Origin of the sequence: Arachidicoccus sp. BS20, from assembly GCF_001659705.1 — a bacterium.
Taxonomy (GTDB): Bacteria; Bacteroidota; Bacteroidia; order Chitinophagales; family Chitinophagaceae; genus Arachidicoccus.
On sequence record NZ_CP015971.1, the window covers coordinates 211,913 to 230,728 of the forward strand.

Here is an 18,816-nt window from a genome sequence, read left to right on the forward strand (position 1 = left end):
TTATGTTTCGTGTTAAATTAAAAAGTAAGATTTATTCCAAATGTAAAACTCGCAACAGCAGGAACTCCCAAATAATCAATGCCGGTAGATCCTGAACCTCCAGTTCCACCTCCTGCACTTACTTCGGGATCCATTCCTTTATAATTTGTCCATGTGAATAGATTGGTGCCTGTTGCTGTGGCGGAAAGCCCTTTAATAACTTTTTGTCCTTTCAAGAAATCTGAGAAATCATACGTTAGTGATACAGAGCGCAGTTTTAGCCAATTTACAGAAGTAATAAAATTCATTGAATTGGCCGCATAATTTGACCAATACTCATGAATCATTTCTCTACCATCATGAGTAGTTGTACCAATAGTATAGGTTTCGTCGGCATTGTATGTTTGGGTAAAAGGATCTCCCGTTTGACTGTTTACTCCTGTTACTGTTACAGATTGTCTGTCATTCAATGTAGTTAATTTGCTTAAGCCGTTTACAACCAATGCATACTCTGTACCGTTAAATACGTCGCCTCCTTTGCGGATGTCAAGAAGGAATGACAGGCTCAAATTTTTATATGTAAAAGTATTGTTGAAACCGCCAATGAAATCCGGTTCCCGGTTACCAACTATTGGATTGTTTGTATTAAGTTTATACAAGCCACTATTAGGATCAACTTGATAAGCTCCATTTGGCATTTCATTTCCGTTAGCGTCAGTTTGTCTCAAATATGTTTGTCCCGTCAGTCCAAGAAAATATCCGCCATTGGGAATAGACGCACCTTTGACTGTTCCAAACTGAGCGTCTGTTGCATAAAAATAGGGCATACCCGGAATGAACGCTCCTAATCTACCTTTGTTATAGGAGAAGTTTAATACAAAATCCCATTCGAAATCTTTGTGAACTACCGGTTTAGCATTAAGCGCTATTTCCATACCTTTATTAATTACCGAACCGGAATTAAGTGTACTGAAAATAAACCCGCCAGATTGAGCTAAACGTGGTTGCCCAATCTGATTATGTGTTTTACCATAATAATATGTATAATCCAAACCAATGCGGTCGTGGAAAAATCTAAACTCTCCTCCAATTTCCCACGATTCTTGAATTTCGGGTATTAAATAAGCATTGCCGGAATAATACTGATTCCCGATTCCTATGAAATCGCCGTAACTAATTGGTGGATTTACGTAAGTATTTGTAGCATAAGGGTCTGTGTCTTTACCAACTCTTGCCCAGCTTCCTCGTATTTTACCGAAAGAAAGGACATCACTCTTGGGCAATAATTCAGTAAATACAAAGGAGCCGCTAATAGAAGGATAAAAATAGGACTGATGCTCTATAGGAAGAGTAGATGCCCAGTCATTTCGCCCGGTTGCCGTCAGGTAGGCAATATCTTTGTATGATACACCTACTTCGCCAAAAGTCCCGACTAAACGTTTTCTCTTTGTTGCATCTTTAAACTGTTGATTTGCGGTTGCTATATTATTAAAGCTGATTGTACCAGCAGTAATAAAGTCATAACCCCACATATTTTGACTTAATGTTTCTGTGTTTTCCGTAGAAGTGCCCAACATTAAGTGTGTGTCAAAATCTCCGAATGTTTTGTGGAGATTAGTCATCACGGTAGTTGTTATAAATGTATAGTTATAATTGTCTTTACTTAACCGTCCATTTTGATACACAGGAGCTAAAGCCGAACCTGGAGCAATATAAGTATAATCACTTGTTGTATATTGGTCGTAACCTAACCGTCCTATAACATCCCACCAGGAAGCAATTTTGAAGGTGCCGTTTACTCCGCCGGTAAATCGCTTGGTTTGTGAGGTTAATTTATCTTCATGAATAATCCAATAAGGATTGTCTATGTCGTTTTCTAATGAGATAAGTCCGGCATATATCTGATGTTGTGTACCATCTGGGTTTATGTAATTTCTTATATCGTATGTTGTGGGAAAAGTATATAATGACTGCATACTTCCCACTCCGCTGCCGTATAATCCTGCTGTGGTCAAAGTTCTGTTAGTTTTAGCAACAGAATAAGCGACATTGGCATCCAAAGTCAAACGTCCATATTTCTGCTCGCCGTTAAAACGGAAAGTTGTTTTATCGTATTTTGTATCGGGAACAATACCTGTTTGGTCGAAATTAGAACCGGACAGAAAAAAGGAACCGTTTTTATTTCCGCCAGATACATTTACGTTATTATCATATACGACTCCGTTGTGGAAGAAATTCCCAATATTATCATAAATGGTACTGTCGGCAGGAATTTTGTCCCCCCATGAACTATATGAAGTGGAGGTTAAAACGCCATTAGTGGAATAGGTACCAGGACCAAATTCTGTTTGAACTTCCGGTAATTTATCTGCCCATGATGTGCTTATTTTACTATTAGCACTTACACTTGTAAAGCCTTCTTTACCCTTTTTTGTTGTGATAACGATAACGCCATCAGCTGCCCTTGAGCCATACAGCGCAGCAGCGGCCGCACCTTTTAAAACCGACAGGCTTTCGATATCTTCCGGATTAATATCCATCACACGATTTGAATAGGTTGTATTGCTGCGTGACAAGCCATCTGTGGCCGTGTTACCTGTAACTGTAGTTGAATTGTCATAAATAACACCGTCAATAACGAATAGCGGCTGGTTAGGTCTGCCTTCTGAAGTGGAAGTCCCCCCTCGAATAGTTATAGATGCTCCTGCACCTGCCGAGCCGCTGAATTGTGTAACATTAACACCGGGTACTTTACCTGCTAAGGAGTTAACAATATTAGTACTTTTATTTTTCATCAATTCTCCGGCGCTTAAATCAGAGACCGAATATCCCAAGGCTCTTCGCTCTTTTTTAATACCCATTGCGGTTACTACTACATCCGTGTTTTCCGCATCAAATTCATTTCTTGCCAAAATCACGGTCATGAAATCGGCAGATGCAGGCAGCTTCACGCTGCGATATCCTTGGTAAGAAAAAATTAACGGCATGCCCGCTTCGGCTTTAATGCTAAAGCTACCATCTTCTGCGGTAATGCCCAGGGTTTTTCCCGCTTCATTTTTGATAGATGTCAGTGCCAGACCTTTGTTGCCGGCAGAATCGACAACTTTACCATTAATGGTAATCGTTTGGGCATGCGCCCAAACGATTACACAGCTACTTACAATAAAAAGTAAAATACGCTTTGTTAGGAATTTTCTCATATAAATAAAATTTATGCTACACGTTTCTTTAAGCTATAATTAAAAAATAGAAAAACTTTGAAAGCACATAACACATCATATCACTATCCGGCACCTTTAGTGTGAGCACAAGGCATTATTTGTTTACACCAAGCTTGTGCAGCAGCATTATCATGTTCCCCATCTTGACATGGTTTTCTCCACAGTAACAACAAATAACAATGTTTTTTAGAAAGCAGATTGTTAATAATTTGACTAACAGATTTCTCGTTCTTAACTTTTCGTTTGTTCAGTCGCAAAAACAATGTTAATAAACACATTGCATAATTACGAAATAATTTTAACAAATCGTGCAAAAAGTAGCAAAAAATTAAAAAAAAAATTTACATTGAATTAAAACCTGCATAAAACTGCACTGTTTTAAATGATTTCGACACCCTTGTTTTTATATTTTTTTAAGCGTTGGTCGTCAGGCGGAAGCTCTGTAATTAATATACTAATGTCATTCATATCGCAAACTTTAAGATGCTGTACACTGCCGAGCTTTTCTGAAATGGCGAGTGCAATTGTTTTTCGGGAGCTTCTCATAATAGCCTTCTTTATTTCGATACTTTCCCACTCGAGGTCGGTAATGCCCGCATCGGCATCGATGCTGTTTGTTCCTATAAAAGAATAATCGGCGCTGATGCTTTTAAGGCTTTCTGCAGCTTCAATATCAACTGCCATTTGAATGGTTTTGGACAATTTATTGCCGATAAAAATTACTTCAATAGCCGGATGATTCAACAAAGCCAAAGCTGTGGGGATGCTTGGTGTAATAAATGTGGCGCTCAAGTTTTCCGGCAATGCTTTTACCAATTCCCTTATGGTGGTACCGCCGCCGAGAATAATGAACATTCCGTCTTTGATAAGAGATGCAGCCTTATGTGCAATAATCTTTTTTTCGGGAAGGGAGTAAATATTCTTATTATTTAGCGTTACCTGAAATGCTTTTGATAAAGCGCCGCCATGTACTTTAGTTAGTTTGCCTTCGCTGTCAAGTTCCTGTAAGTCGCGTCGAATAGTATCTTCGCTCACATCCAGCTGGGTACTTAAATCGGACGATAAAATTTTGTTGTGAATATTTATTTGCTGAATTATATACGCCTGCCGTTCTTTTTTGAGCATAGGACTGATTTTAATGTGCTAAATTAAAAGAAATAATTTTTAAATATTGCTGCATATCATTTTCGTACGCGTTCTTTGTGTCAAATTTTACTTGACGAATAATAATGAAACCGGCATTAATCAGACTAAACATTGCAGTTTTTCTTTGGGGTTTTACCGGCGTTTTGGGACGAGCCATCAATCTCAATGAGGGGTGGATTGTGTGGTGGCGGTTGTTGCTGACGGTAATTTCGATGTGGCTGTTTTTTTTCTTTTTAAAAAAGATAGAAAAAATAAAACTTAAATCTTTTTTGGCTGTTGGCGGCATAGGTGTTTTGCTCGCTCTGCATTGGCTCTGCTTTTACGGAAGTATCAAATACAGCAATGTATCTATCGCTCTTACGTGCTTGTCCTCATCGGCGTTTATTTCGGCAATCTTGGAACCCTTGTTTTTCAGAAAAAAAATAAGTTCGCGCGAGCTATTGTATGGTGCCCTTACCATCATTGGAATTGGCTTGGTGTATATTGGTAACGTGCATTTTACCGTAGGTATTTATATTGGCTTAATGGCAATGTTGCTGAACGTTCTGGTTTCTGTTTTCAGTAAGAAGATTGTGGATGATTATAAACCTGAAACTTTTGTGTTGTACGAATTAACAGGCGGTTTAATAGGATTGAGCTTGCTGATGCCCTTTTACAATCATCTTTTTCCGGTGGCAAATATTTTTCCGCAAAAATTCGATTGGTTGTGGCTGATGATACTGGCTTGGCTTTGTACTATTTTTACATTTGTGCTTTACACGCAATCGCTCAAATTTGTAAGCGCTTTTACGGCAAATATTACGCTTACTTTAGAGCCTGTTTACGGAATTATTTTAGCGTTCATTCTTTACAAAGAAAATAAAGATTTATCAAGCATTTTTTACATTGGTTTTCTGTGCATTCTTTTGGCAGTAATTCTGCAAACCCGCACAATTACAAGGAAGCCAAAAGATAAAATGATTCAGGAATAATCCATTTTTTATGTCCGGTTTTTCAAAGAAATTATTGCATTGGCACAAGTATTTTAACCAACGGCAAATGCCTTGGAAAGGAGAGAAGAATCCTTATAAAATCTGGCTGAGTGAAGTGATTCTACAACAAACAAGAGTAGAGCAAGGTTGGAATTATTACGAAAAATTTATTCAAAGATATCCTGCAATCTGCGATTTGGCAAACGCCGAAGATGCGGATGTTTTTAAGCTTTGGGAAGGTTTGGGTTATTACAATCGTTGTAAAAATTTATTATTCACAGCTCGCTTTATTTGCAACGAACTGAATGGAATTTTTCCGAAAAATTATGAAGAAGTTTTAGCGCTCAAAGGTGTTGGAAATTACACGGCATCAGCAATTTGCTCGTTTGCATATAACCAGCCTTACGCTGTTGTTGACGGAAATGTGTTCCGTGTTTTATCTCGCATTTACGGAGTGGAAAAAGCAATTGATTCTACTGAAGGGAAAAATATATTTACCCAACTTGCGCAGGAAAATTTAGACAAAAAAGAAGCGGCTTTATACAATCAGGCAATCATGGATTTTGGGGCGACGGTTTGTAAACCTGCAAATCCACAGTGTGCAACTTGCGTGATGAAAGAAATTTGTGTAGCGCATAATAATGGCTTAGTCAATCAATTGCCTGTAAAAGAAAAAGTATTGACCAAAAAGACACGTAATTTTACATGGTTTGTTTTGTCTGTAAAGAATGAAATATTTATCCACAAGCGTACGCACAATGACATTTGGCAAAATCTCAATGAATTTTATTTATTGGAAACCGATGAAAAAAATAATTGGAATAATGAAAAGGTAAGTGAATTTGTCAATAATCAATTTTCTATAAACCCTTTATCCATCAATATTTCAAAAGAGTTTACACAACAACTTACGCATCAGAAAATAAAAGCGGTTTTTATTGAAGTTAAATTGAAAACTAAACCTTCATCGCTGAAAAGCGGCGAATGGATTACCAAAAATAATATTCCGTTTTTTGCCTTCCCGAAAATTGTGAATGATTATTTGTCTATGTAAAATATTTTTCTCTACCTTTGAACTGTAATAAAAATTGTTACAGTTATGTCCAATGTAAAATTTTCCACTTATTTGCACATTCTCACTTTGCTGTATATACAGAAAGAAAATTATCTTTCTTCCGACTTTATTGCTTCGAGCATAAATGTTCATCCCGTATTGATTCGAAAAGCCATCGGCGAGTTGAAAAAGAATGGTTTTATCGAAAGTAAGGAAGGAAAGTCGGGCGGAAGTAAATTAGCCAAGAAAGCCGGAAAGACTGCGCTTTCGGCAATTTATAAATTAGTTTCTGATGTTCCGGCTTTAGGAAAAAACAATACGCCGAATCCTGAATGTTTGGTGGGAAAACAAATCAACAAGCATTTAGATAAACTGAATGATGAAGTGGAAAAAGCAGTTTACAAACAATTAGAAAAAACGACTCTATCGGGTTTTGCAAAACAGTTTAAATAAACTGTAACAAAAAATATTACAATTATCGGCTAATCTAAAAAAAATCAAATTATGAAAGTTGCATTAATCGGTACGACAGGCTTTGTGGGCAAAGCCATTCTAAATGAATTATTATCCAGAAATCACGAAGTATTGGGCATTGCACGCAAGCCGGAAGATGTAAAAGAATCCAATCCGAATTTAATATTGGACAGTTTGGATGTAAATGATGAAGACGCTTTAGCGGAAGGATTGAAAAATTATGATGCTGTTATCAGCGCATTCAACGCGGGCTGGACAAATCCGAATTTCTATGACGACTTTATCAAAGGTTCAAAAGCAATTGAAGCAGGTGTTGAAAAGTCCGGCGTTAAAAGGTTGATTGTGATTGGCGGCGCAGGAAGTTTGTATGTCGGCAATGTTCAGTTGGTGGACACGCCGCAGTTTCCGAAAGAATATTATACAGGCGCATCTGCTGCGAGAGATTATCTCAATATTTTGAAAGAGAACACTGTTTTGGATTGGACGTTTTTTAGTCCGGCAATTGAAATGAACCCTCAGGTTTCGGGAACGCGAACAGGAAAATATCGCATTGGCTTGGAGAATCCCGTGTTTGACGAAAACAGCAGGAGCGTGCTCTCGGTAGAGGATTTGGCGGTTGCGATTGTGGACGAACTGGAAAATCCAAAGCATATAAAACAGCGTTTTACGGCGGCATATTAAGCGACAGGTTTTTAGACATAAATTTTTCTTTTTATTTTGATACTTTCGTGTTACCTTTGCAAGTCTATGTACATTGAACTTTTGGGTTTTTCTAAGATTTTTGCTGCTGACTTATTGGGCAAGATATAAAATTCTGTGCTGTAATTCATTGGAAATAAATGAGTTGCAGCTTTTTATTTTCTGCTCTGCTGCAAGAAGAATCAAAGGAAAAACTCCAAAAACTTAACTTTCAAATTTGAAATTTTAATATGGCAATCAAAAAAGACAACCGTACGAAGTCTAACTTTTCCAAAATTACCATTGGACTGGCTTCGCCCGACAGTATTCTTGAGCGCAGCTACGGCGAAGTGCTGAAGCCCGAAACCATTAACTATCGTACTTACAAGCCCGAACGCGACGGTTTGTTCTGCGAAAGAATTTTCGGACCTGTTAAAGATTATGAATGTGCCTGCGGAAAGTATAAGCGTATCCGTTACAAAGGCATCGTGTGCGATCGTTGTGGTGTGGAAGTGACTGAAAAGAAAGTTCGTCGCGAGCGTATGGGACACATTAAATTGGTTGTACCTATCGTACACATTTGGTATTTCAAGAGCTTGCCGAACAAGATTGGCTATTTGTTGGGAATGAGTTCTAAAAAACTCGAAACCATTGTTTATTATGAAAGATATGCTGTAATTCAGCCGGGCGTGCGTGCCGATAAAGGTTTGCAGGTAGGCGATTTGCTTACGGAAGAAGAATATCTCGACATTCTTGATACATTGCCGAAAGATAATCAGTATTTGCCAAATGAAGACCCGCAAAAATTTGTTGCCAAAATGGGTGCAGAAGCGGTTTCCGATTTGTTGGCTTTGCTCGATTTGGATTCTTTGAGCTTTGATTTACGCAATGCTGCTGCCAACGAAACTTCGCAGCAACGCCGTGCAGATGCTTTGAAAAGATTGAGTGTTGTGGAATCTTTCCGCGATGCTTCTACACGCATTACCAATCGTCCTGAATGGATGGTAATGCAATATATTCCCGTGATTCCGCCGGAATTGCGTCCTCTGGTTCCTTTGGATGGCGGTCGTTTTGCATCGTCTGATTTGAACGATTTGTATCGTCGTGTGATTATCCGTAACAATCGTTTGAAAAGGTTAATGGAAATCAAAGCGCCCGAAGTAATCCTGCGTAACGAAAAACGTATGTTGCAGGAAGCTGTAGATTCTTTGTTTGACAACTCAAGAAAATCCAACGCCGTAAAAGCTGAAGGTGGTCGTGCATTGAAATCTTTGAGCGACGTACTGAAAGGTAAGCAAGGACGTTTCCGTCAAAACCTCTTAGGTAAACGTGTGGATTATTCAGGTCGTTCCGTGATCGTGGTTGGTCCTGAAATGAAAATGCACGAATGCGGTTTACCTAAAGATATGGCTGCGGAACTGTTCAAACCATTTATCATCCGCAAGCTAATTGAAAGAGGTATCGTAAAAACGGTAAAATCTGCTAAAAAATTAGTTGACAAAAAAGAAGCAATCATATGGGATATTTTGGAAAATATTCTGAAAGGTCATCCCGTAATGCTCAACCGCGCTCCAACGTTGCATCGCTTGTCTATTCAGGCATTTCAGCCGAAAATGATTGAAGGTAAAGCCATTCAGTTGCATCCGTTGGTAACCGCTGCGTTCAACGCCGACTTTGACGGCGACCAGATGGCGGTTCACGTTCCGTTGAGCAGTGCTGCAATTTTGGAAGCACAATTATTAATGTTAGCTTCTCACAACATTCTGAATCCGCAAAACGGTACGCCAATCACGCTGCCATCTCAGGATATGGTGTTGGGCTTGTATTATATAACCAAAGGCAAAAAATCTACCGAAACCGAAACGGTTAAGGGCGAAGGCAAAGCCTTTTACAGCGCCGATGAAGTGATTATCGCGTTGAACGAAGGTCGTGCAGATTTACATGCTAATATTAAAGTAAAGGCAAATGTCCGTCAGAAAGACGGAACATTGAAAAATGAATTGATTGAGACAACTGTTGGTCGTGTATTGTTTAACCAATTTGTACCGAAAGAGGTTGGCTACATCAATGCTTTATTAACAAAGAAAAGCCTTCGTGAAATCATCGGCGATATTATTAAAATTACCGATGTTCCTGCAACGGCTAAGTTCCTGGACGACATTAAGCAACTTGGATTCCGTATGGCGTTCAAAGGTGGTTTGTCGTTCTCTATCAATGATTTGATTATTCCTGACACAAGAAGTGAGTTGCTCGAACGTGCGAAAGACGAAGTGGATGAAGTTTGGGAAAACTACAACATGGGGTTGATTACGAACAATGAGCGTTACAATCAGGTAATTGATATTTGGTCTCGTGTGGATACTCGCCTTACCGAAACGCTTATTCGTGAAATGCAAACCGACAAGCAAGGCTTCAACTCTGTTTACATGATGTTGGATTCCGGTGCGCGTGGTTCTAAACAGCAGGTTAAGCAGCTCGCCGGTATCAGAGGTTTGATGGCGAAACCAAGAAAATCGGGCAGCACGGGTTCTGAAATTATCGAAAACCCAATCTTGTCTAATTTCAAAGGCGGTTTGAACGTATTGGATTATTTCATTTCAACACACGGTGCGCGTAAAGGTCTGGCGGACACCGCGTTGAAAACAGCCGATGCGGGTTACTTAACTCGTCGTTTGGTGGACGTAGCGCAAGACGTGGTAATTACCGAAGAAGATTGCGGAACATTGCGCGGCATTGCAACATCAGCATTGAAAGACAATGAAGACATTATTTCGCCGCTTTCCGATAGAATCGAAGGTAGAACTTCTATTCACGATGTCTATCATCCGGTAACGAATGAGCTTATCATTAAAGCAGGCGAAGAAATTACATACGATAAAGCAATTGAAATAGAAGAGGCAGGTGTTGATACCGTCGAAATCCGCTCAGTATTGACTTGTGAAGCGAAACGTGGTGTATGTGTGAAGTGCTACGGCAAAAACCTGGCAACAGGTTACATGGCGCAGCGTGGCGATTCTGTTGGTATTATTGCTGCACAATCTATTGGCGAACCGGGCACACAGCTTACGTTGCGTACATTCCACGTGGGTGGTATCGCAGGTTCTTCTTCTGTAGAGTCTTCATTGACTTCCAAATTCGACGGTACTATTCAGTTTGACGGTTTGCGTACCGTTTCTACAGAAAATAATGAAGGCGACAAAGTAGAAATCGTTATAGGTCGTACAGGCGAAATTCGTATTTCCGACGTGGCGAATGACAGATTGCTTACTACGTTGAACATTCCTTACGGTTCAACACTGAACGTGAAGAACGGGCAGAAAATTAAGAAAGGCGAAGTGATTTGTACTTGGGATCCGTTCAATAATGTAATAGTTGCTGAGCAAGCCGGTACGGTTGAATTTGAGAGTATTATCGATGGTATTACTTTCCGTGAAGAAGCCGATGAACAAACCGGACACCGCGAAAAAGTAATTATCGAAACAAAAGATAAAACAAAGCTTCCTGCAATTATTATCAGCGGAAGCAAAGATTCCAAAAGTTACAACTTGCCTACGGGAAGTCGCTTAGCGGCAGATGAAGGCGATAAAGTGAAAGCCGGACAGGTAATCGTGAAGATTCCGCGTACTTTGCGTAAAGGCGGCGATATCACAGGGGGCTTGCCGCGCGTAACGGAATTGTTCGAAGCGCGTAATCCAAGCAACCCGGCAATTGTTGCGGAAATCGACGGTGTGGTAACATTTGGAAATATCAAGCGTGGTAACCGTGAGATTATTGTTGAAGCGAAAGACGGTATTGTGAAGAAATACCTGGTTCCTTTGACTCGCCAGATTTTGGTACAGGACGGCGACTTCGTTAAAGCCGGTGCGGCATTGTCCGACGGACAAATTGCTCCGTTTGATATTCTTGCCATCAAAGGACCTTTCGCAGTTCAGGAATATGTGGTAAATGAAATTCAGGAAGTATATCGTTTGCAAGGTGTAAAAATCAACGATAAACACATTGAAGTAATTGTTCGTCAGATGATGAAAAAGGTTGAAATTGTTGATGCGGGCGATACTCGTTTCTTGGAAAATGATTTGGAAGACCGCTACGATTTTAACGAAGAAAATGACAGAATATTTGACAAGAAAGTTGTTACCGATGCGGGCGACAGTGCCAAATTCAAAGCCGGTCAAATTGTTAGCGTGCGTGAACTGAGAGAAGAAAACTCTTTGCTCCGTCGTAACGACCAAAAACTGGTAGAAGTGCGCGACGCAAAACCTGCAACTGCACAGCCGGTATTGTTAGGTATTACCAAAGCGTCTTTGGGCGTACCAAGCTGGATTTCTGCTGCATCGTTCCAGGAAACAACCAAAGTGTTGAGTTCTGCTGCAATTCAAGGAAAATCAGATAACATGGTCGGCTTAAAAGAAAACGTAATTACAGGTCATCTGATTCCGGCAGGTACAGGCTTGCGTGACTTTGAAAATCTGGTTGTTGGCAGTAAGGAAGAATATGAACTACTGGCTACTACACGTGAAGCAATGGCATTCGACGAAGATGAATAAACCTTTGGGTTATATCAAATACAAAAACGGAAAGCAAACAAAATGCTTTCCGTTTTTTATTTTAAAGTTTAATGCTTTAATTAACATTTGCACGGATATATTTTTTTATCTTTCGGTCGTAAAAGTTTTTCCATAAAAAATAGAATATGAACAAATACCTGATTTCATCTAATGTAGTATTGATTATTGCAGTTATTGTATTGTTTTGTTTGCATTTCAGTAAAAAAGAACAGCCTGCACAAACTCCTGCAATTGCTGCAAATGGTACGGCGGGGGCTCAATCCAATTTTAAATTCGGTTACTTTGAATTAGATTCTCTGGATAACAACTATAAATATGAACAAGATGTGAAGGATGAATTGGTGGCAAAAGATAATCAAATTGAAAAACAAATAAATAATCTGCAAAACGAGGTGCGCGACAAATATAATGAACTTCAGAAAAAAGGTCCCACACTTAGTCAAGCAGAACAGGTACAGTACACAAACGAATTGAATGAACTTGGTCAGCAGAATCAAACTAAAGCTGAAAATTTGCGGAAATCATTTGGCATGGAAAGTGATGCCAAATTGCAACAGGTAAAAAAGAGAATACAGAATTATCTCAAAATTTATGCAAAAGAGAAAGGGTATAAATACATTATAGGAACGAGTGAGGCAGACCCGTCATTTTACTTTAAAGATTCAACCCAGGATATTACCGAAGAACTTTTGAGAAACCTGAATCAGCAGTACACGGATAGTTTGAAAAATGTGAAAAAATAAAGGAACCATCATTGAAATGAAGTTCCGTGTTAAAGTACGTGAATGAAAAATACGAATATAACATTCGTGTTAAATTTTTGAGCAGGTAAAATAAGAAAATAGCTTTTTTAGACTCTTGTACATAATACGACTTGGTCAGGTAAGAACTTTTTCTCAATATTCTATATTTCTGATAAAACTGTTAGAACTTTATGTCTCGCATATTCGGCATTTGTTATATCGAATCTGTGCTAATATGTGTTTTTATAATGAAATAGATGTCAAATTAAATAAAAAGCTTGTCATAAAATCCCTCACTTTTTACGCGCCTTTATACCCAATGATAACCTTCCCCATAATATAACCTAAAAATAATTATTTGTTAATATGGAAAAAAAATTTCTTACTTTTACCCAAGAGAAATCTGATTCATTTTTCCGTGTTTATTTATGAAACATACAGTGATGCGCAGCTTGTTGAGTTGCTGAATGCAGACGATGAGGCGGCTTTCACGGCGCTGTACCATCGATATGCGTTACGTCTTTTTGCTGATGTCGTCAAGCTGGTAAAGAATGAAGATCGGGCGCAGGAAATTTTGCAGGAAGTATTTATTAAAGTATGGCTGGCACGCGACCGTATCGACAGTGAAAAATCTTTTCGGTCTTATGTTTTCAAGATTGCCGAAAACCAGGTATTCGGATTTTTCCGCACAGCCGCCCGAGACAAAAAGCTGATGGAGGAACTAAAGGTTTCCGCTTCCGAATATTTTATGCCTTCCGAACCCGATACGGAAAATGCCGAGAGTAAAGATGCGATTCTACGGGAAGTCATCGACCGCCTGCCGCCGCAACAAAAAAAAGTGCTCACACTCTGCAAACTGGAAGGCAAATCCTACAAAGAAGTCGGTGAAGAACTCGGATTATCCGTTTCTACCGTTAAGAACCATATTGTCAAAGGCACCCAGACTGTACGCGAGCATATTTTCAACCACCCCGACATATCCACCGGCGTGCTGCTGTTTTTTATCTTTTTAAACCGTTGAATTTATCTATTCATTTTCAATCTGTTACAAATAAAATAAAAAAATGTTTGAAAAAAGTTGATTTTTGAGTAGGCCGAAATTGTGTCCCGAGCATATTAGCTTTAAACGGAAAATTCTGAAAAACCAATTTCGTCTTCAATTTTTATTCCGACGTTATCTCAACGGGCAATGTCGCCCGGAAGAAGTGGCGGAGCTTTTGCGTCATTTCAACCTGGCTGATGACGAAGAGAAACTGCGCTGCCTGATTGCCGACGAACTAGTACCGTACAGCGCCATTCCGGAAGATAAAAAGGAACACTGGCAAGGCAGGGTCAATAATGCGCTGGAAAACATCCGACAGCAAATCAACGCACCCAAAATCATCCCGCTGTATAAGCGCGTTGGGGTACGCATAGCCGTAGTCGTATTAATCGCTATCGGCATTAGCTCTACGTTGCTTGTCCGTCATTATTATGGTCAATCCGTCCAAATCGCAACGAATACTCCGTTGTCGAACAAAACGGATTTTACAAAATACTTAAAGTTATCCGACGGCAGCACGGTCATTGTCAAGGCTGGCAGCGAACTGATTTACCCGCAAAGTTTTTCGGGCAATACGCGTGATGTAACCCTTAACGGAGAAGCCTATTTCGATATTCATCACGATGCAGCACATCCGTTCATCATTCATACGGGAAAGATTACTACCACAGTGTTAGGTACGGCTTTCGATATCAATGCCTCGATAGATAAAGTAACGGTAACAGTTACTCGCGGAAGGGTAAAAGTGGCAGACCAAAAGAAAGTGTTGGCGGTACTCGCGCCCAACCAACAGGTGGTATATGACGTAAAAAAAGCCGCAGTGGAAGATATAAATGTGCAGGCAGCGAAAAGCCTTGCCTGGGCGAAACTGGGAATGAGTTTTGACGGGGCGAAGTTCGGCAATATCATTCGTGCCATGGAGAAGCGCTATCAAACGCATATCCGTTTTGCCAACCCTGCATTGGAAAACTGTCTTATTTCCGCTACGTTCAGCGGAACTGAATCTTTGGAAGAAGTTATCTCCGTGTTGTGCATCGCTCGTGACGCCACTTATATGATAAAAAACGGCGATGTGGTCATTGACGGACGGGGATGCAACTGATACAATATTTATTCAACCATAAACTCAACTGTTATGCGACAAGAAACATGAACCGTAAAAGAAAAAAGCCCCTCCCGCCGTGGAAAGCTTTGAGGGGTTGTGACTTAAAACCTTATTGACTAAACTTTTAAATCAATTGCAAGATATGCAAAAAATACTTGCGTTTATCCATCTACCTAAAACGAGATTTATGATGAAGGTGAATTGCCTCGCCTTCCTGTTTTTTTTCTTGAGTATCCAACTCCTTTTTGCTTCTGGCACTAAGGCGCAGGATGTGACAGCAGTTAAAATAACAATGGCGCTGCACGACGTGTCGCTTAAAACAGCCCTCAATGGCATAGGCGAAGCTTCAGGTTTCAAGATGATATTTCCTACCGACATTGTCGAAAAATACAAGGGCATTAGCCTTTCCAAAGAAACGCATACCGTTGCGCAGATATTGGAATTGGTACTGCAAAATACCAATTTGGATTTCAGGCAGATGGGCCAAAGTATTGTATTGTTTAAGAAACAAAAAGATAGTAGTAACAAAGTCAATGTTCCCATGCGTGCTATTGCTACACTAATGGCACCGAACAGTGATATTCGGATTCATGTTACCGACTCAATCGGTAAGCCTTTGGAAGGAGCTACTGTGTCAGTAGCCGGAACGCCGGGTGTCGGACAAACCGACCAAAACGGCGATATAACTTTGATTGATGTGCCACCCGCATCCTCTATTATTATTTCTTATGTGGGATATAATTCCGTAGTTATCAAAGTCGGGAAACAAAAAAACATATCCATACAATTACATCTAAAAACAGAGAATCTTGCAGATGTAACCTCATTCAGTAACGGCTACCAGCAGATTTCCAAAGAAAGGGCAACAGGTTCTTATACTTCCATAAGCGCTGCGGAGTTGTCGAAAATTCCGATTCCGAATGTTTTGCAGAGAATAGAAGGTCTTGTGCCGGGCGTTAAGGTAGATGTAATGGCGGGCGACAGAAGTTTCGACTATGCCAATACCCAGCTTGCTATCAGCGGCGGTACGAGAACTGTCGGTACAAACGATTACAATGTTACCATTCGTGGCACCTCTACTTTGCAAGGTGAGAAATTTCCTTTGGTTGTGGTAGATGGCGTTATATCGGATTTGGACATATCGTCGTTCAACCCGGACGATATTGAAAATATTACTTTTCTGAAAGATGCTGCGGCATCTTCTATTTATGGCATCCGTGCAGCAAACGGTGTTATTGTAATTACAACCAAGAAAGGCAGAGCTACTGAGCCGAAAATATCGTTCAATACAAGCATCAATTTTGCCGGTAAGCCCGATGTATCTTACCTGCGGATGATGAACTCGGCGCAGGAACTGGATTACGAGAAAGAACTGGTAGACAGAGGCTTTATCATGTCTTACAATTTTGACCCGTCAATGTATTCGTACAGCTATTATCCACATCAGGGAGCAGTGCTGGCATATCAGCTGAAAAACGGCGCTATTACACAAAGCGCTTATGATGCGGCTGTGGACTCAATGAGTAAGCTGAGCAATCTTTCGCAGATTTCGAAATATCTTTTACAGCCCGCATCAAGTCAAAGCTACAACCTTTCTGTAAACGGCGGCACCAAAAGTTCTACCTATTATTATTCGGCATCATACAGCAAGGAATTGCCGAATGAAAAAAGAACAAGTGGGCAAAGGCTAACACTTACTATGAATAACAGTTGGACATTGTTCAAAATAGCAACACTTTCGACTAACATTAAAGGAATATTCTTTAATTATAAGAATGACGGAATATCTTATCAAACGCTTTTCAGACCCGGTAGTAATGTCTTGCTTCCTTACGAAATGCTCGCCGATGCTAACGGAAACGGCATAGGATATTACAGAACAAATCCGGATTATGCGGCTTCGCTGTTGGCATCATCGTCCAATTACAAAGATTGGAGATACAATTATCTGGATGAATTGAACAACAACAATAATATACAAAAAGACAATAGTTATACCGCCAATGTTCAGTTGGAAGTGCCTGTTTTCAATGGACTAAAAGCGTCGGCTTTATACTCCAATGAAAGAACATTCAGCAATTCGCGCGTTTACTATGACCCACAGACTTATTATTTCCGCAATATGATTAATACGATGTACAACCCTTCTACGGATGTGCAGTATGCAGGGCAACAGTTTTACATCAGTAGCGGCGGCATATATTCTCTTACAAATACAACGGTAAATAACTATGTTGCCAGAGGGCAGTTATCGTACAACAGAATGTTTAAAGAAAAGCATGAAGTGAATGCAATTGGCGGTATAGAATTTCGGCAAACACAGGAAGGGCAAGGCAGCTATACATTGTACGGCTATAATACGCAAACCGGCATTTCTACTGCAATGAACTACGGTTCCGGCGCTTATGTTAATGCAATAGGCTATTCCTCATCGATAGCGGGCGCGCCGTCGCAGTACGACAAGCGAAGAAGATATCTTTCTTACTTCGGCAATGCGTCTTATACCTACGACAGCAAATATACTTTGTCGGGAAGCGTGCGCTATGATGATTACAACAATTTCGGCTTGGACAGAAAATACAGGGCTACACCACTGTGGTCTTCAGGTTTGAAATGGGATATTTATAAAGAAGGTTTTATGAAATCCGTAAAGTGGGTGGATGCTTTGTCGTTAAGAGCTACTTACGGCGTTGAGGGTAATATTTCTACAACCATCTATCCTTTCACGTATATTTCGGCAGCGAGCAATGATGGAACAACAGGGCTGCCCGCTTCAGGCGTTTATTCTCTTGCCGACCCTGAACTGAAATGGGAAAAAACATCCGTAACCAATATTGGGCTGGACTTTTCGCTCTTTAACAGGGTGCTTTCGGGTAATGTAGATGTGTATGTTAAAAGAGGACGAGACTTGCTGTATTCATTCCCTATCAATGCCGCTTATGCCGGAACTATCGGCAGCTATTATCTTACACGTAATGCAAGCAGCATGAACGGGCATGGCGTAGATGCAAGCCTTCGGGCAAATATTGTCCGCAGAAAAGATTGGGACTGGAGTACAGGATTGGTTTTCTCGTATAATACCAATAAAATTATAGATAAGAATTTTGATACGTCGGCAATTACATCATCCTACAAATCTTATACGCCTACACAAATATCTAATGTAAACGGCTTTCCCTCAAATGAGCTGTTTGTATTCAGAAATGCAGGGCTTGATTCCATGGGTTCAACATTGGTGTATGATGCCGCAGGGGATAAGATTGCCTATAACGGTAATGTTTATTTCAAAGACCTGAAAGCGGCAGGGCGCAAAAATGCACCGTACTTCGGCAGTTGGAATACGACTTTACGATATAAGAATTTTTCGCTTTATGTATTGGCAACTTACCAATTCGGCGGCGTATTCCTAAGACCAACGATAAACAATTATATCACATCCTATTATTCGCTCAACTACGATGTAAATGCCGACATAGCTAAAAGATGGAAGCAATCCGGCGATGAAAATAAAACAAATGTTCCGGGCTTGAACGGGACTGCAACGCAGGTAAATTACAGCCTTATCCGTTATATGTATTCCGATGCCAATGTATTATCGTCTGACTATATACGCCTGAGAGAAATATCTCTTAGCTATTCACTGCCTTCTTCCATTCTGCCTAAAAATATAGTTAAAGGAATAAGTATTTCGGCAACAGTACGAAATCTCGGTATGATATGGAAAGCCAATGACCAGGGTTACGACCCCGATTTTCCGTCAAGTCCGGGATACAGTTACAGCTTGCCGCCGGCAAAATCTTACACTTTTTCTCTGAATGCTAATTTTTAAAATTAT

Annotated in this window: 11 protein-coding genes; 9 read left to right on the top strand and 2 right to left on the bottom strand. The window is 40.1% G+C overall.

Annotated features, from left to right (window positions below; genetic code table 11):
* Positions 1–17: 17 nt before the first annotated feature.
* Both A9P82_RS00980 and A9P82_RS00990 read right to left on the bottom strand, forming a co-directional pair.
* A complete protein-coding gene (locus tag A9P82_RS00980; protein ID WP_066203144.1) occupies positions 18–3,179 on the bottom strand; it encodes a SusC/RagA family TonB-linked outer membrane protein in 3,162 nt (1,053 codons plus the stop codon).
* A gap of 399 nt (positions 3,180–3,578) precedes the next feature.
* A complete protein-coding gene (locus tag A9P82_RS00990) occupies positions 3,579–4,325 on the bottom strand; it encodes a DeoR/GlpR family DNA-binding transcription regulator (protein WP_066203152.1) in 747 nt (248 codons plus the stop codon).
* 104 nt (positions 4,326–4,429) lie between these two features.
* Here A9P82_RS00990 and A9P82_RS00995 point away from each other — a divergent pair, with 104 nt between their 5' ends.
* The 9 genes from A9P82_RS00995 (at position 4,430) to A9P82_RS01035 (ending at position 18,810) form a co-directional block, all read left to right on the top strand.
* A complete protein-coding gene (locus A9P82_RS00995; RefSeq protein WP_066203158.1) occupies positions 4,430–5,317 on the top strand; it encodes a DMT family transporter in 888 nt (295 codons plus the stop codon).
* Between the two features lie 10 nt (positions 5,318–5,327).
* Positions 5,328–6,371 carry an A/G-specific adenine glycosylase gene (gene mutY / locus A9P82_RS01000; protein WP_066203162.1) on the top strand — a complete coding sequence of 348 codons (1,044 nt, stop codon included), beginning with the start codon at positions 5,328–5,330 and terminating at the stop codon, positions 6,369–6,371.
* Positions 6,372–6,416: 45 nt separating this feature from the next.
* Positions 6,417–6,824 carry an Rrf2 family transcriptional regulator gene (locus tag A9P82_RS01005; protein WP_066203165.1) on the top strand — a complete coding sequence of 136 codons (408 nt, stop codon included), beginning with the start codon at positions 6,417–6,419 and terminating at the stop codon, positions 6,822–6,824.
* 51 nt (positions 6,825–6,875) lie between these two features.
* Complete coding sequence (locus A9P82_RS01010) at positions 6,876–7,526, top strand: NAD(P)-dependent oxidoreductase (protein WP_066203168.1); 651 nt, start codon at positions 6,876–6,878, stop codon at positions 7,524–7,526.
* Between the two features lie 248 nt (positions 7,527–7,774).
* Entirely contained in the window at positions 7,775–12,070 is a 4,296-nt protein-coding gene (gene rpoC / locus A9P82_RS01015; protein WP_066203171.1) for a DNA-directed RNA polymerase subunit beta', read from the top strand.
* A gap of 146 nt (positions 12,071–12,216) precedes the next feature.
* Positions 12,217–12,834 carry an OmpH family outer membrane protein gene (locus A9P82_RS01020; RefSeq protein WP_066203174.1) on the top strand — a complete coding sequence of 206 codons (618 nt, stop codon included), beginning with the start codon at positions 12,217–12,219 and terminating at the stop codon, positions 12,832–12,834.
* 358 nt (positions 12,835–13,192) lie between these two features.
* A complete protein-coding gene (locus tag A9P82_RS01025; RefSeq protein WP_082915151.1) occupies positions 13,193–13,855 on the top strand; it encodes an RNA polymerase sigma factor in 663 nt (220 codons plus the stop codon).
* A gap of 64 nt (positions 13,856–13,919) precedes the next feature.
* Positions 13,920–14,978 carry a FecR family protein gene (locus A9P82_RS01030; protein WP_082915152.1) on the top strand — a complete coding sequence of 353 codons (1,059 nt, stop codon included), beginning with the start codon at positions 13,920–13,922 and terminating at the stop codon, positions 14,976–14,978.
* A gap of 190 nt (positions 14,979–15,168) precedes the next feature.
* The gene (locus A9P82_RS01035) at positions 15,169–18,810 is read left to right on the top strand and encodes a SusC/RagA family TonB-linked outer membrane protein (protein WP_197492202.1); all 3,642 of its coding nucleotides are present in this window, start codon (positions 15,169–15,171) and stop codon (positions 18,808–18,810) included.
* Positions 18,811–18,816: the final 6 nt, after the last annotated feature.